Here is a 15,161-nt window from a genome sequence, read left to right on the forward strand (position 1 = left end):
TTAGCTGTACCAACTCAACGTCATTGAGATTATTAGTGTTTTTTAGGTTCACTTTTTGCTGAGAGGTATGAATGAATAAACGTGATTTACGGCTAAAGGAAAAATTAATGAAACCAGAAACCCGAACTAAGCTCTTCAGCGCTGTTAAAAAGAAGACCTTCTTGGGCGTATTATTAGCCATGAGTGCAGGCCATACTTACGCAACTGAAAACCAAACTCAGCCACAAGAAACTGAAACACAGCACACCGTTGTTGAGCAAAAGCCTGCGATGATCACAATTCCACAAGAAAAACTATTTGATGTAATCACTGCTCGCGCTAAAAAGTTAGCCTCTGAGCCGTATGTCGCACCAAAAGATTTAGAACTTGAAGCATTAACCAGCATTGGTTATCAAGATTACCGTGCTATTCGCTTTCGCCCAGATCAAGCAATCTGGAAAGATCAAAGCTTATATGAAGTGCAGTTATTTCATCCCGGCTTTTTATATAAATCACCGGTGGCAATTAATACCCTAGAGCAAAATGCCGAAGTTAAAAGCTTGCCTTTTAAAACTGATTATTATCGTTACGATGCAACCGCGGCTCCGTTGGAAGCAGAAATAAGCACTGCAATTAAGAATACTCAGTTGGGTCATGCCGGTTTTCGTCTGCATTTTCCGCTCAATAATAGCGAATACAAAGATGAAGTTGCGGTATTCCAAGGTGCCTCTTATTTTCGTTTAGTGGGCCCACACCAAGTCTATGGCCTTTCAGCCCGCGGACTTGCGGTTGATACTGCTCTTAGCTCGGGCGAAGAATTTCCCGTGTTTAAAGAATTTTGGTTAGTAAAACCAGCGCCTGAAGACACCACTATCGTGCTTTATGCACTGCTTGATAGCCCATCTGTTGCTGGAGCATATCGTTTTGAGTTAACACCTTCGACAAACACTGAAGTAAAAACTCAGATGCAAATTTTTGCCCGCAAAGATATTAAAAAACTGGGTATAGCACCACTAACAAGTATGTTTTATCACGGTGAAAACAGCACCAAGTTTTTTGATGACTACCGTCCAGAAGTACATGACTCAGACGGCCTATTAATGCAATCAGCAGAGGGTCAATGGGTATGGCGAGCACTTAACAACCCTAAAAAATTAAGTGTTACATCATTTAGTTATGATAATCCGAAGGGATTTGGCCTCGCACAACGTGACCGTGATTTTAACAATTACTTAGACACAGAGGCACATTACCATAACCGCCCGAGTATGTGGATTGAGCCAATGGGTTCGTGGGGGAAAGGCCGCGTTGAGCTGGTAGAGATTCCCACAGACACAGAAACTAACGACAACATTGTTAGCTACTGGGTGCCTGAGCAAGCGATGAAAGCAGGCGATAGCTTAAGTTTCAGCTATAAGCTATCAACTTTTAATGCAACCCTTGCATCTCAGGATAAAGCGAGTGTTTTAAGAACACGCATAGGCAGTGCAGCCCTGCCTGGCGAAAAGAATCCACCACCAAAAAGTCACCGTCAATTTACTGTTGACTTCAGTGGTGAAAACATCAATCAACTGTCTGCAAATTTTGCTATGAAGGCCGATTTAGCACTGTCATCAGGTGAGATTAGCGATAAAACAGTTCAGCAGTTACCGAATAATCAAGGATGGCGCGTCGCGTTTAAAGTGGCGCCAGAGGGAGATAAGCCTGTCGATATGCGCTTATCGTTAAAACTACGTGACAAAGAAATCAGCGAGGTATGGAGCTATGTCTGGTATCCAAATGACGTCCAATAGCAAAACATTAACACCAACCGCAATGCCATTTAAGAAAACTCGCGTTTGGCTATTTTCATGCCTTGCGCTAGCGATTACTGCATATGGTGTGTGGATCATGTTCGATATTTTAAATTCTAACGGCATGACACCGCTTGAGTACGCATTGCTGTTTTTATTTTCAGTGACCTTCGCGTGGATCGTAACAGCCTTTTGTAGTGGCTGTATGGGCTTTATTTTACAACTGCTGCGTATTGACCCACTGACGCTTAAACGTCAAAAGCCCATTGAAATTAACGAACATGCACTAAGCCAGACTAAAACAGCTGTCGTGATGCCAATTTATAACGAAGATACCGAGCGTGTGATCGCTGGTTTTGAAGTGAGTCTTCGATCGCTCGCTAAAACGGGCCAAATGCCGAACTTCGATTTCTATTTACTTAGTGATACACAAGATCCAGAGATTGCGCGCAATGAACTAAAAGCATGGAATGCATTAACGGCACGTTTAGGTGACTTAGCTCAGCATACTTTTTATCGTCGTCGTGAAGATAATAAACACCGTAAAGTGGGTAACCTCACTGATTTTTGTGAACGCTGGGGAAGTCAATACGAGCACATGATTGTACTTGATGCTGACAGCATCATGACAGGAAAATGTATGCTTGAGCTAACCACAAGCATGATCAGTAATCCAAAATCAGGCCTTATTCAAACGATTCCGATTCCGGTTCGCCAAGATACTTTTTTTGGTCGATTTTTACAATTCGCCTCAATTTTATACAGCCCTATGCTGGCGACAGGTTCTGCATTTTGGCAAACCAATCAAGCAAATTACTGGGGACACAACGCAATTATTCGTGTTGAAGCCTTCACGCAATGTTGCGGTCTTCCTGTATTAAAAGGCAATGCTCCTTTTGGTGGAGAGATTTTAAGTCACGATTTTGTTGAAGCATCACTGCTACACCGTTCTGGTTGGGATGTATTATTACTCAGCGATATTGAAGGCAGCTATGAAGAAGTACCGAGCAACATTCTAGACTACGCAATTCGCGACAGACGATGGGTGCAAGGTAATATTCAGCATCTCGGTTTATTGCCAAAATCAGGTTTGAAACTGATGAGTAAAATGCACTTTTTATTTGGTGCCACTGCGTATATCTCATCACTTATTTGGTTATCTATGCTGGCATTAAGTACCTTGGATGCAGTTACGCGTGCACTGAATAGTGATGTGTATTTTAACCATGCGTACCAGCTATTTCCTACTTGGCAAATTGCTAAAACTGATTTAATTGATTCACTGCTATTTATCACTGCGGTATTACTACTTTTACCAAAACTTATGGGATTGATAGTGACTTTAGTGCATCGCAATAAAGCCTTTGGTGGCAGTGTAAAATTGATCGCAGGCTCACTCATTGAGAGCGTATTTGCTATTGTAATCGCGCCACTCATGATGGTGTTTCATAGCTACTTTGTAGTGTGTGTATTTCTTGGTAAGAAAGTTAGCTGGGATGCGCAGCCTCGTGAAGGACGCATGGTGCCGTGGCAAGAAGCAATTGGGTATACTCTATTTTCAACCATCACCGCTATTATTTGGGGTGGTGTAGCTTATTACTATACCCCGACTTTCTTTTGGTGGTTATCACCTATTTTAGTTGGACTGATTTTAGCAGCCCCGATTGTACGTTACTCAAGTAGCATAGGATTAGGCATAAAAATGCGTAAATTGGGCTTATTCTTATGCCCAAGCGAAGTGCAAAACGATGACACTCTGGCAGCACTTCGTGTGCATCAGCAAGAGATTGGTCTTCCTAAAGACGAGCACGCTAATTTTAACATTCCCGCATTACCAACCGAGACCCCAACGGTGATGCCAATCCAAAGCTTTAAAGCTAAGCCTGGCAAAAAGCGCAAACAAGTTCGCCTTGCTCAGCAACGCATAAAAGCAAAACTCTTTGCTAAAAGCTAAAACGAAAAGAACCGCTCATTGAGCGGTTCTTTTATCACTGTCTGTATTGATTGTTACAGAAGACCTAGCTTTTTAAGTTCAGCCATTGCCATCTTGCCTGAAAGCGGCACATAACCATCTTTCTCAACAATTTTTTGACCATCTACTGATAACACCATTTTTAAGAACTCTGCATCAATAGGTGCAAGTGGCTTATTAGGGTGTTTGTTAACGTATACATATAAGAAACGAGAAAGTGGGTATTTGCCCGTTGCAACGTTTTCTAATGTCGCATCAACAAAGTTATCACCTTTCTTAGCAAGTGGCACAGTACGTACACCCGATGTCTTATAACCGATACCTGAGTAACCAATCGCATTCACTGACGAAGAGATTGACTGAACAACCGATGCAGAACCTGGTTGCTCATTTACATTGTTACGGAAGTCACCTTTACACAATGCTTTTTTCTTGAAGTAACCGTAGGTGCCTGATACTGAGTTACGACCATAAAGTTGGATATCTTTTGCAGCCCAATCACCTGTTAAGCCTACATCACTCCAACGATTTACTTGAGCATCAGCACCACACTTGCGAGTTGAAGAGAAAATAGCATCCACTTGGTCAATACGTAAACCTTCGATTGGGTTATCTTTATGTACAAAAACCGCTAGCGCATCAATTGCAACGCGAACTTCTGTAGGCTTGTAACCATAACGTTTCTCGAAAGCTTCAATTTCTTTAGACTTCATACGTCGGCTCATAGGGCCGAAGTTTGCAGTCCCCTCTGTCAGTGCTGGAGGCGCAGTTGAAGAACCCGCTGCTTGGATTTGGATGTTTACATTTGGGTAAAAGCGTTTATATTCTTCCGCCCAAAAGGTCATCATATTGGCAAGTGTGTCAGAGCCCACAGATGAAAAGTTACCAGAAATACCACTTGTTTTTTGGTACTCAGGCATATCTTTATCAACTGCAGCTGCTTGAGCTGATACAAATGTTGTTACAGCCACACCCATTGCGGCAACGAGATTTTTAAATTTCATAGGGGTTACTCCGATTTGTTCGTCCCATTTCCTAACTGCAGTCTACTCTAAAGACACTAGATGACAGTTAGATTACCCTAAAATGACAGTTTTATGACTTTGCATTAATTTCTAAAGAGTCTGGTAAGCGAACGACTTTATCGCTGCCAAAGGCAAACGAAAATGTCGATCCTTCACCAACTTTACTCTTAATATTCAAATGACTATCGTGACGTGTAAGTACATGTTTTGTTATCGCTAAACCTAAGCCAGAGCCACCCGTTGTGCGACTACGTGCTTTATCTACTCGATAAAAACGCTCTGTTAGGCGATTAATATGTTCGCTGGCAATACCATCACCGTTATCAGTGACACTAAACGCAGCCTGATTATTTTTAAGCTGCCAATCGACCACAATTTTACCGCCAGGCTTAGTGTAATGAATGGCGTTAAATACCAAATTAGAAAATGCACTGCGTAACTCATCCTCAGCACCTTTAATATCTAAATGGCTATCGACATTAAAAATAAGCTCATGGCCTTTATCTTGATTCAGCGATTGTGCTTCTGTGTGAATATAGGTGAGTAACTTTGGCACATTCACAGGCTTGTCGTTGTCTTGACGGCGAGCGCCTTCAATGCGAGACAATGACAAGAGTTGGTTTACTAGACTGTCCATGCGTTTGCATTGTTCGAGCATCGTTGTTTGCGCTTTATTCCACATACTTGGCGGTGGCATGTTATCGCCATCAAGCATTTCTAAATAACCAGTCACGACCGTAAGTGGTGTTCTCAATTCGTGTGATACATTGGCCACAAAGTCTTTACGCATTTGCTCTAATTGCTTTAATCGCGTGACATCACGAACAACCATCATTAACTGCGAGCTTGCATAGGGCATGACCCTAAATTCGAGTATTTGTTCATAACTGTGACCACCATCAAGCTCCAGTGGCTCATCAAAACTGGCTTGGTGCATATACTTAGCAAATTTAGGATCACGAATAAGGTTATCGAGTCGCTGTCCATGATCCGTTGGCCATTGTAAGCCCAATACTTTAAGCGCGAGTTGATTACACCAAATAATACTCAGATCTTTTTGCAACACCACAACCGCATCAGGTACCGCCTCTGCACCATCACGAAAACGGCGAATTAAATCAGCCAGTTCATTACGCTTTTTACGATTACGATGCTGTAAATGGTAGATCCCTTCAAAAACTTGCTCCCAAGCTCCCTCACCTTCAGGTGGGTTGAAACTACGCTGATTAAGGAGCCAATCACTAAGGCGATAGAGTTGATGATAATGCCAAATCAGTAGTGCAAAAGAGCCTAAAAATAAAAGCAAAAATGGCGCACCTACAAGCACGCCAACTAATAACAAAGGTAAGAAATACATAAACAGGCGTTTTGCTAACGCCTGTTTATTGACTACTCGATACATACACTCACTTTACCTTAAGAATGTAAATTAGCTGAATATAGTCAGCCAACGCACTTATAATTTACTTGAAAAACGATAACCTGCACCACGCACAGTTTGTACGAGCCTGTCATGTCCAAGGGGTGCTATCGCTTTACGTAAACGACGAATATGTACATCAACAGTACGGTCTTCGACGTAAACGTTTGTTCCCCATACATGATCAAGTAATTGTTCACGGCTGTAAACACGTTCAGGGTGAGTCATGAAAAAATGCAGTAGTCTAAATTCAGTAGGTCCCATATCTAATTCGCTTCCCTCAGAGGTGACACGATGTGAAATAGGGTCAAGGCGCAAACCATGTACTTCAATAGCCTCTTCGAGTGAAGTCGGCGATACACGGCGGATAACCGCTTTAATACGGGCCATTAATTCTTTTGGCGAAAATGGTTTAGTAACATAATCATCAGCACCCACTTCAAGACCGCGTACTTTATCTTCTTCTTCACCGCGGGCTGTTAGCATAATAATAGGGATTTGACGTGTATATTCGCTTTGCTTAAATTTCTTCGCAATCTGAATTCCGCTTCCACCGGGTAGCATCCAGTCTAATAAAACCATATCGGGGTATGGCTCAACCATTGCTTCAATTGCAGAATCATAATCTTCGGCTTCAATTGCTTGAAAACCATTTTGCTCTAAAACAAAAACCAGCATCTCTCTGATAGGCGCTTCGTCATCGACGACTAGTACTTTACGTGACATTCCAATTTATCTCTTTCGTTAGCGAACTGGTTTCATTATTATGACTAAGTATGACATTTTTATGAAAGTCTAACGAGTAATTCAAAAAGCACCAAAAAAACTCAGTAAAAATGAATGGTTTTCCGCTTAAATATGCTTTTTTACACCTTAAAAGTCATACCTTAATGTTACAGCAAGGTGATCTTCGTCAGCTTTATTATCGAGAGAAAACTGCGTATACCACATATACATACGTGCTTGTTTCGAAAGGCTTCTCTCAACGCCGACCGATGTTCCGGTGCCAGAGTCTTTTAATTTACCAAAGTCTCCTTCTGAGTCTTGATATTGAGCAAGTAACTTATACTTATCAATTTTATAAGAGGCACTAAGCAAAAAACCATCTTCAGTATCTGAGCCTGATACTTTTTCACTTTGTTGATACATGCCCCCAATCACAAGATCACCTATTTTGCTTTGTGCAGTAAACCGCGTGATGTCGTAACCCGCAACCTGACTGTCATGTGCAACACTTACAAAATAAGGTGTGTTTTTAAGTTTGCTATCACCGTATATAAAGGCAGCAGAGATGCCTGTTTCATCATCTTGCTTTGAATTGTCTTCAGCAATATACGTCACAACAAATTGTAAGTTTCCGACTATTGGTGAGCTGTAATGTACGACATCACCTAAACGATTTTCACCATTAAACAACGCTTTAACGTCCCCATTAAAGTCATTCATTTGGTCAATCTTGCCTTGTGATATTTTAAGGGCAGTATCATGACGGCCTAAAACAATTTGACCATAACTGCCTTGTAAACCGACATACTGATTACGCGCAGAGATATTTTCTTCGGTTTTACCATCGCTATCTTGATCTGCTGCATTTACAGCAAACTCAAACTTATAAACCGCTTTCAGACCCTCACTTATTTCACCGCTGCCTTTAATTCCAATCCGCGAGCTGTAGCTTTCAACTGATGTTTTACTTCTTTCATTGGTGTCACTATTGGCAACCCCTAAATGCGCCCGACCATATATATCAACGGCTTCAGCAACACTATTAAAAGAAAGTAGGCACATTGCAAAGCTCGAAAACATAATGGCGGTTTTTTTCATGGTAGCGATCCTTAATGTAAGCAATAACTTAAAAATCGAACATAAAGCCATATTGGTCAAGTTCTAAACAGTATATTTAAGATAAACATTTCAGATCACTGATCTACTAACTTCAGCAAGTCAGGATCAGATTTTTACCAAGCTGATCTATTTCGGATCATGATCTTACTAAGTTAGTCTACTAACTCTTTGATTTAATGCTCAACACGTTACCCGCTTGTTTAAAAGTTAAACAAAAATAGGCAATGATCATCCTAAAACTAGTAAAATAATGATCCGTGCTATTTATGGTTAGTAAAACAATGATCTTAAAATAAACAGTAAGTAAAACACTGATCCGTTAAGATCGAGGCAATAAAAAACCGGCCATTAAAGCCGGTTTTTTATATTAGTATCAATTACTTGATTTTAGGATCAAGTTCACCTGATAAGTATTTCAGGTGCATATCATCTAATGAGATAGGTTTGATCTTACCTGCTTGACCTGCTGTGCCAAATGCTTCATAGCGAGCAACACAAATTTCTGTCATCGCTTTCGTTGCTTCAGCTAAATATTTACGCGGATCAAAATTCGCAGGGTTTAGTGCAAGATGACGACGAATGGCACCTGTTGATGCTAAACGTAAATCGGTATCGATATTCACTTTACGCACGCCATACTTGATACCTTCGATGATCTGCTCAACTGGCACACCATAAGTTTCAGGGATCTCACCACCGTATTGGTTAATTACTTCTAACCATTCTTGCGGCACTGAAGACGAACCATGCATAACTAAGTGTGTGTTAGGAATACGCGCGTGAATTTCTTTGATGCGATCAATCGCTAAAATATCGTCTGTTGGTGGACGCGTGAACTTGTATGCACCATGTGATGTACCACACGCAATTGCCAGTGCATCAACGTGAGTTTTACGAACGAAGTCAGCCGCTTCTTCAGGATCTGTTAGCATTTGATCTGTTGTAAGCTTGCCTTCTGCGCCTACGCCATCTTCTTCACCCGCTTCACCAGTTTCAAGAGAACCGAGTACACCTAGCTCGCCTTCAACTGATACGCCACACGCGTGCGCCATTTCAACTGTTTGACGAGTAACTTCTACGTTGTACTCATAGCTTGAAGGCGTTTTACCATCAGACATCAATGAACCATCCATCATGACTGATGAAAAGCCTAATTGAATAGAACGTTGACACACACCAGGTGACGTACCGTGGTCTTGGTGCATAACGACAGGGATATGTGGCCATTCTTCAACAGCTGCTAAAATCATATGACGAATAAAAGGGGCACCAGCATATGCACGTGCGCCAGCTGAGCCTTGTACGATTACTGGGCTGTTAGTTTTGTCAGCTGCTTCCATAATTGCACGCATTTGCTCTTGGTTATTAACGTTAAACGCTGGTACGCCATAACCATGTTCAGCTGCATGATCAAGAAGTTGTCGCATACTGATTAAAGCCATTTGGTATTCTCCAAATTGTATCGACAGTAGTTTCCTACCATCTAGTTTGAACGGATAAATTATTTTTTGATGCATCACTGCATCACGAGAAGCCATCGCTTACCGCAAAAACTGTCTATAAAATAAGGGTGAGAGGTATTTTATAAACAGCCAAACCAGCGTAATTAAATAACCACGCTGGTGTTCGTACTAATTACTTAGCACGCTCTTCTAGCATAGCAACTGCTGGTAATTTTTTCCCTTCTAAAAATTCAAGGAAAGCACCACCACCTGTTGAAATGTAAGACACTTTATCGGCAATGCCGTATTTATCAATCGCAGCAAGCGTATCACCGCCGCCCGCAATTGAGAATGCGCTTGAATTTGCGATAGCTTCAGCAATCGCACGCGTGCCATTACCAAATTGGTCAAATTCAAATACGCCAACTGGACCATTCCACACAACCGTGCCTGCTTTTGCAATAATATCTGCAAGCTGTTTCGCTGTATCTGGACCAATATCGAAAATCATATCTTCATCGGTTACTTCATTCACATCTTTCAATGTCGCAACAGCCGATTCTGAGAACTCATTACCAACAACAACATCAGTTGGCACTGGAATTTCACCATTATTTGCTTTTGCAGCGGCACTTAATTTGTTTGCTTCGTCAATTAAGTCAGCTTCAAATAAAGACTTGCCTACAGGGTGACCAGCTGCTGCGATGAAAGTATTTGCAATACCTCCACCCGTAACAAGTTGATCAACCACTGTTGATAGTGAATCAAGTACGGTTAACTTAGTCGACACTTTAGAGCCACCAACGATAGCCACTAAAGGACGCGCAGGGTTATCAAGCGCTTTACCCAAAGCGTCTAGCTCTGCGGCTAAAAGTGGGCCTGCACACGCTACATCGGCAAATAAACCAACACCGTGCGTTGATGCTTGTGCACGGTGAGCCGTACCAAATGCATCCATCACGTAAACATCACATAATGCAGCTAGCTTTTTAGATAATGCTTCATCATTTTTCTTTTCACCTACGTTAAAACGTACGTTTTCAAAAACAACCACTTCATTATCTGCCACGTCAACGCCATCAAGGTAATCTTTTTCAAGACGAACCGTTTGCTCAAGCGCATCATTTAAATAATTAACGACAGGGGCGAGTGAAAACGCTTCATCATATTCCCCTTCCGTAGGGCGGCCAAGGTGTGACATCACCATTACTTTTGCGCCTTTTTCTAACGCTAATTTAATAGTAGGTAATGCTGCACGAATACGTGCATCAGAGGTCACTTTACCTTCTTTTACAGGCACATTTAAATCTTCACGAATTAACACGCGTTTGCCGTTTAAATCTAAATCTGCCATTTTAATGACCGACATGGACTTCTCCTTTGTTAACGATACTAAATTATAGTTATAAGTTATTGGCTTACAGCCATCATCGCACGCGCTGTATCGAGCATACGATTCGCAAATCCCCACTCATTATCGCACCACACTAACAACTTTATCAGTCGTTTATGACTAACACGTGTCTGAGTGCCATCTATGATACAAGAATGTGAGTCATGATTAAAATCTACCGACACCAGCGGCTCTTCAGTGTAACTTAAAATCCCTTCAAGGCGATCTTTTGCTGCTAACTTAAGTGCTTGATTAACGTCGGCTAAATCAACATCAGTGTTTACCGTGACGCTTAAGTCCATCGCGGTGACGTTAATCGTCGGTACACGCACGGCAATGGCTTCAAAGCGGCCATGAAACTTAGGTAAAATACGTTCGATACCACGGGCAAGTTTTGTATCCACAGGAATAATAGACTGGCTTGCCGCACGGGTACGACGTAAATCATGATGATAAGCGTCGATCACTTGTTGATCATGCATCGAGGCATGAATTGTCGTGATTGCCCCAGATTCAATAGAAAATGCATCATCTAATACTTTAATCACAGGCACAATACAGTTAGTTGTACATGAGCCATTAGAAACAATTGTATGCGCTGCTTTTAATTCATCGTCGTTGATACCATACACAATGGTTGCATCAACGTCGGCATCTGCAGGTTGCGAAAAAAGTACTTTTTTAGCCCCTGCATTTAAATGTAACTTAGCATGTTCACGCGAGTGATAAACACCCGTGCATTCAAGTACAACATCGACATCAAGGGTTTGCCAGGGCAATTCTGCCGGATTCTCTTCGGCAAATAGCGCAATAGAGTCACCTGCGACTGTTAGCGTATCTTCACCTAAATTAACAGGAAACGAAAAACGACCGTGGGATGTATCGTACTTAAGGAGATGGGCAATGCCCTTAGGGTCAGCTAATTCGTTAATAGCGACAATTTTGATTTGATCTTCAAGCCCTGATTCATAAAGGGCTCGGACAATATTACGCCCAATACGACCAAAACCATTGATTGCAAGTTTGATTGCCATGAAGAAGAAAATCCACTCTATTTGCTTGCAGATAAAGACAGCTGCCTTTTAGATGACGGTATTGTAATCGACCTTACACTTTTTTATAAGAGGGCAAGCTAAAATAAAGTGGTTTTAGGTGTTTTAGATGACCCTGGTTTTGGTAATCGACCTTACTCTTTTTTATAAGAGGGAGCACTTAAATAAAGTGGTGTAAAGTCGTGGTGGCGATAATTGAAAAATACAGTCTTCAGCAATCCCTAGTCTTATTCAGCTTTGATTGTTATATCCATCGACGAACTGCTTTTTTATATTCACTATATTCATGCCCAAACTTTTGCTGCATGTACCTCTCTTCAGGCACTATTTGAAATCGATTCATGTAAAGGACAAACACCACAGGCAGCATAATATTTACGATATTCCCCAAATAAATACCCCACCCAATTAAAATAAGTAAGAAACCGACATACATCGGGTTTCGACTAACTTTATAGACTCCATGAGTGACAAGGCTTGCCGACTCCTCAGGCAATCTCGGATCGACAGTCGTGCCAGCAGAGTGAAACTCATAAACACCCAATAAAGAGAAAGCGACCCCAATTAACGCGGTGATCACTGCCACAGGTAACAAAACGGCAAGCGTCATACTAAAAGGTGCCAACACGTCAGCTAACACCCACATTATGGCAGCGAATATCACGACTTGAATAATTGGCGGCACTGTTAATTCTAATTTATTCATACCAATTCCGTTTGTTGTCTAACTTTGCGATGAGCATAACACATTACAGCAACTCCCCCACTTTTAAGGCTTTACCCCGACTGATTTGATGACACTGCGCTAAAAAAAGCTCGGCGGTGGCCATGGCATCGGTTAAAGCATGGTGAGAACTGTAATGAGGTAAGCCATAGCGTTTACGGCACTCGCTTAATGTTAGGTCATCGTGGCCTATTTCATGGCCTTGCTGATGGAGACGCTTTTTTTCAATAACGAACGTATCAAGAATTAACCGCGCTTTAGCTTCTAAGCCTAGTTTACGGCACGCTTGTTTTAAAAACCCCCAATCAAGCGTCGCGTTATGAAAAACTAAAATACAGTCATCAACGTGTTGGTGAAGCTTAGCAAGAATTGCTTCAAGGCTTTCACCGCTATCGATATCTTGCTTGGCAATGCCGTGATAAATAGGGCTTTGCTCTAGGCTCTGTACGTCTTTATTAATTATGTGCTGTGCCCCACTCATTTTAATGCACTGGTCTTCTATCATCACCCATGCCACCGAGACAATTTCATGTTGGCGGGGATCAAGCCCCGTTAGTTCCATATCTATCACAACGTAACGTTCTTTATAGGCATCAGCTGCCAATAATTGTTTGCGAGCCATATAACGACTGAGCCAACGTTTAACCATCAGTTATCCTCATAAGCTGCCACGCGCAAACTTAAAAGCGGCGGCTTGCTGAGCTTGTTTAACTAAATAAAAGGCTTCTTTTAATTGATGACGTTCTAAAGAATTTAAGGTATTGGGGTTAATACAATTGCTCGGTAAGCCTTCTTCATTTATTTGTGTGCGTAAGCGCAGTTGCGTTAAGAAACGCCAACAATCTTTTAAGTTATAAACATCGTCTTTATTAAGTAAAGAATACTTCAGCAGTGCATCCAAACGCTCTTGGGTATTCGCCCGCTGAATACCCGCTTTGAGTGAATACAAACGCACTATATCGTTAATAATCACCACGCCGCGTTTTTTTAAATCAAGGTACTTGTGCTGTTTCGCATCTTTTTCTAATTTAAATTGGTTAAATAACCCAATGGGCACATGAGTATTTTTAATATCACTCGCCATAGCAGCATAAAATAAATCATTTTTAGAGATACGTTTTAATTGCTCATAAAAACGCGTGTACAGCGACGTTGAGCCCTCAATAAAGCGTAAATCAAAGTAGATTTTACAATTTAACATGGCTTCTGGAGTCGGCGATGTGATCCATTTATAAAAGCGTTCACACCACTCACTGATGCCCATTCGACACTGTGCATTACTGGCCATAATGTTACCTGGACAACGTTTAATACCGCATTCAACCAACTGCTCACACACAAACTCTCCCATGCGTTTAAAGTAGTCTTGCTGCTCTGTTGTTAAATCATCAGGTAAAAGTAAACCATTATCTTGGTCAGAATGCAGGGTTTGCTCTTCACGGGCTTGTGAGCCAAAACAAATAAAACTAAAGTGACTAGGGGCAGCGCCGTTATCTTCTTGAAATAAATGAATTAAACGCGAAGTTAACGCATCTGTTAAACCACTTAATAACTTACCGATAAGCGATATATCATCAATGTTATTCGAAAAGCCTTTTAATAAGCTGGGGATCTCTTGCGAATAGCGCTTTAAATCAATCACTGAGTGGGCTTTATATATGCGCCCAATTAATTGCACTGGGTCGCTTTTTTGCTGACGCAGTAAATCAGTACTGGTCAACATGCCTAAGGGCTTATGATATTCATCGAGCACAGGTAAATGATGAATATTGTGTTTGAGCATTAAGTGCAGCGCTGAGAACACCCGATTATTCTCAAAAATAAACTTTGGCTTACAAGTCATAATCGTGCTCACAGACTCGTGTGGGTCAACCTCATCAGCAAGCACGCGATTACGAAGATCTCGGTCTGTTACCACCCCTACTAAGCGCTCGTTCTCAGTCAACATTATTGATGAAACACCCTGCTGCTTCATTTTTTTGGCTGTTTGGCGAATACTCGCATCAGGCGAAAGAGTTACCGCTTTGCGGTTCATTAACTCTGCTATTTTCTTCTCAGACCAACTGTCGTTTTGACTCTTATAATGCGATGACAACAAACGATTCTTATGAGCACGGACAAAGTATTGCTCAAACACTTTGTACTCGCGGCGTAAATAATCAAAAGACGCTTGGTCCAGCATATAAACAATGCCTTCTTTTTGCACCGAGAGACTATTTTGAATAGCCTCCCCCGTTAGCAAAGAGGGAAAGCCAAAATAATCCCCTGCAGAGAGCTTCGTGATCACATCCCCTTTTGCATCGACTAAGTCATAATCTCCTGAGCGAATTAGAAATAATCTCGGATTGTCAGAGCATAACCATTTATTTTGGTTTTCTCGTGTGAGGTAAATAATATCGAGGTGATTAACAAAATACTCGCTTGCCGCCGAATCGAGCTGATTAAACGGGGTTTGATTAATTACAAATTGGGCGACTTCCTGTTGCTCTGCATTCATAGCTATTCTCGAAATTAAG

Annotated in this window: 12 protein-coding genes; 2 read left to right on the forward strand and 10 right to left on the reverse strand. The window is 41.5% G+C overall.

Annotated features, from left to right (window positions below):
* Window positions 1-107 precede the first annotated feature (107 nt).
* The gene (locus tag JIG41_RS19640; protein ID WP_199525320.1) at window positions 108-1,772 is read left to right on the forward strand and encodes a glucan biosynthesis protein; all 1,665 of its coding nucleotides are present in this window, start codon (window positions 108-110) and stop codon (window positions 1,770-1,772) included.
* A complete protein-coding gene (gene mdoH, locus JIG41_RS19645; protein WP_036970731.1) occupies window positions 1,744-3,726 on the forward strand; it encodes a glucans biosynthesis glucosyltransferase MdoH in 1,983 nt (660 codons plus the stop codon). Before JIG41_RS19640 ends, mdoH begins: the two co-directional genes overlap by 29 nt.
* 53 nt (window positions 3,727-3,779) lie before the next feature.
* Here mdoH and JIG41_RS19650 read toward each other — a convergent pair whose 3' ends face one another.
* The 10 genes from JIG41_RS19650 to JIG41_RS19695 form a co-directional block, all read right to left on the reverse strand.
* Window positions 3,780-4,748, reverse strand: coding sequence for a PstS family phosphate ABC transporter substrate-binding protein (locus JIG41_RS19650; RefSeq protein WP_036970734.1), 969 nt, complete (start codon window positions 4,746-4,748; stop codon window positions 3,780-3,782).
* Window positions 4,749-4,839: 91 nt separating this feature from the next.
* On the reverse strand, window positions 4,840-6,171 hold the full coding sequence (gene phoR / locus JIG41_RS19655) for a phosphate regulon sensor histidine kinase PhoR (RefSeq protein WP_182396142.1): 1,332 nt from the start codon (window positions 6,169-6,171) through the stop codon (window positions 4,840-4,842).
* Between the two features lie 54 nt (window positions 6,172-6,225).
* Complete coding sequence (gene phoB, locus JIG41_RS19660) at window positions 6,226-6,915, reverse strand: phosphate regulon transcriptional regulator PhoB (protein ID WP_036970740.1); 690 nt, start codon at window positions 6,913-6,915, stop codon at window positions 6,226-6,228.
* A gap of 147 nt (window positions 6,916-7,062) precedes the next feature.
* Window positions 7,063-8,013, reverse strand: coding sequence for a porin (locus JIG41_RS19665; protein ID WP_199525321.1), 951 nt, complete (start codon window positions 8,011-8,013; stop codon window positions 7,063-7,065).
* A 398-nt stretch (window positions 8,014-8,411) separates the two neighbouring features.
* On the reverse strand, window positions 8,412-9,476 hold the full coding sequence (fba, locus tag JIG41_RS19670) for a class II fructose-bisphosphate aldolase (RefSeq protein ID WP_036970746.1): 1,065 nt from the start codon (window positions 9,474-9,476) through the stop codon (window positions 8,412-8,414).
* Between the two features lie 193 nt (window positions 9,477-9,669).
* Window positions 9,670-10,845, reverse strand: a complete 1,176-nt coding sequence (locus JIG41_RS19675; protein WP_036970748.1) for a phosphoglycerate kinase — start codon at window positions 10,843-10,845, stop codon at window positions 9,670-9,672.
* Between the two features lie 41 nt (window positions 10,846-10,886).
* The gene (epd, locus tag JIG41_RS19680) at window positions 10,887-11,903 is read right to left on the reverse strand and encodes an erythrose-4-phosphate dehydrogenase (protein ID WP_036970750.1); all 1,017 of its coding nucleotides are present in this window, start codon (window positions 11,901-11,903) and stop codon (window positions 10,887-10,889) included.
* Window positions 11,904-12,165: 262 nt separating this feature from the next.
* Window positions 12,166-12,627, reverse strand: a complete 462-nt coding sequence (locus JIG41_RS19685) for an isoprenylcysteine carboxylmethyltransferase family protein (protein ID WP_074988879.1) — start codon at window positions 12,625-12,627, stop codon at window positions 12,166-12,168.
* Between the two features lie 43 nt (window positions 12,628-12,670).
* On the reverse strand, window positions 12,671-13,294 hold the full coding sequence (locus JIG41_RS19690) for a 3'-5' exonuclease (RefSeq protein ID WP_036970755.1): 624 nt from the start codon (window positions 13,292-13,294) through the stop codon (window positions 12,671-12,673).
* A 9-nt stretch (window positions 13,295-13,303) separates the two neighbouring features.
* Window positions 13,304-15,142, reverse strand: a complete 1,839-nt coding sequence (locus JIG41_RS19695) for a DUF294 nucleotidyltransferase-like domain-containing protein (RefSeq protein ID WP_199525322.1) — start codon at window positions 15,140-15,142, stop codon at window positions 13,304-13,306.
* Window positions 15,143-15,161 lie beyond the last annotated feature (19 nt).

It is taken from the genome of Pseudoalteromonas sp. bablab_jr011 (assembly GCF_016464045.1).
In the GTDB taxonomy this organism is placed as follows: domain Bacteria; phylum Pseudomonadota; class Gammaproteobacteria; order Enterobacterales; family Alteromonadaceae; genus Pseudoalteromonas; species Pseudoalteromonas lipolytica.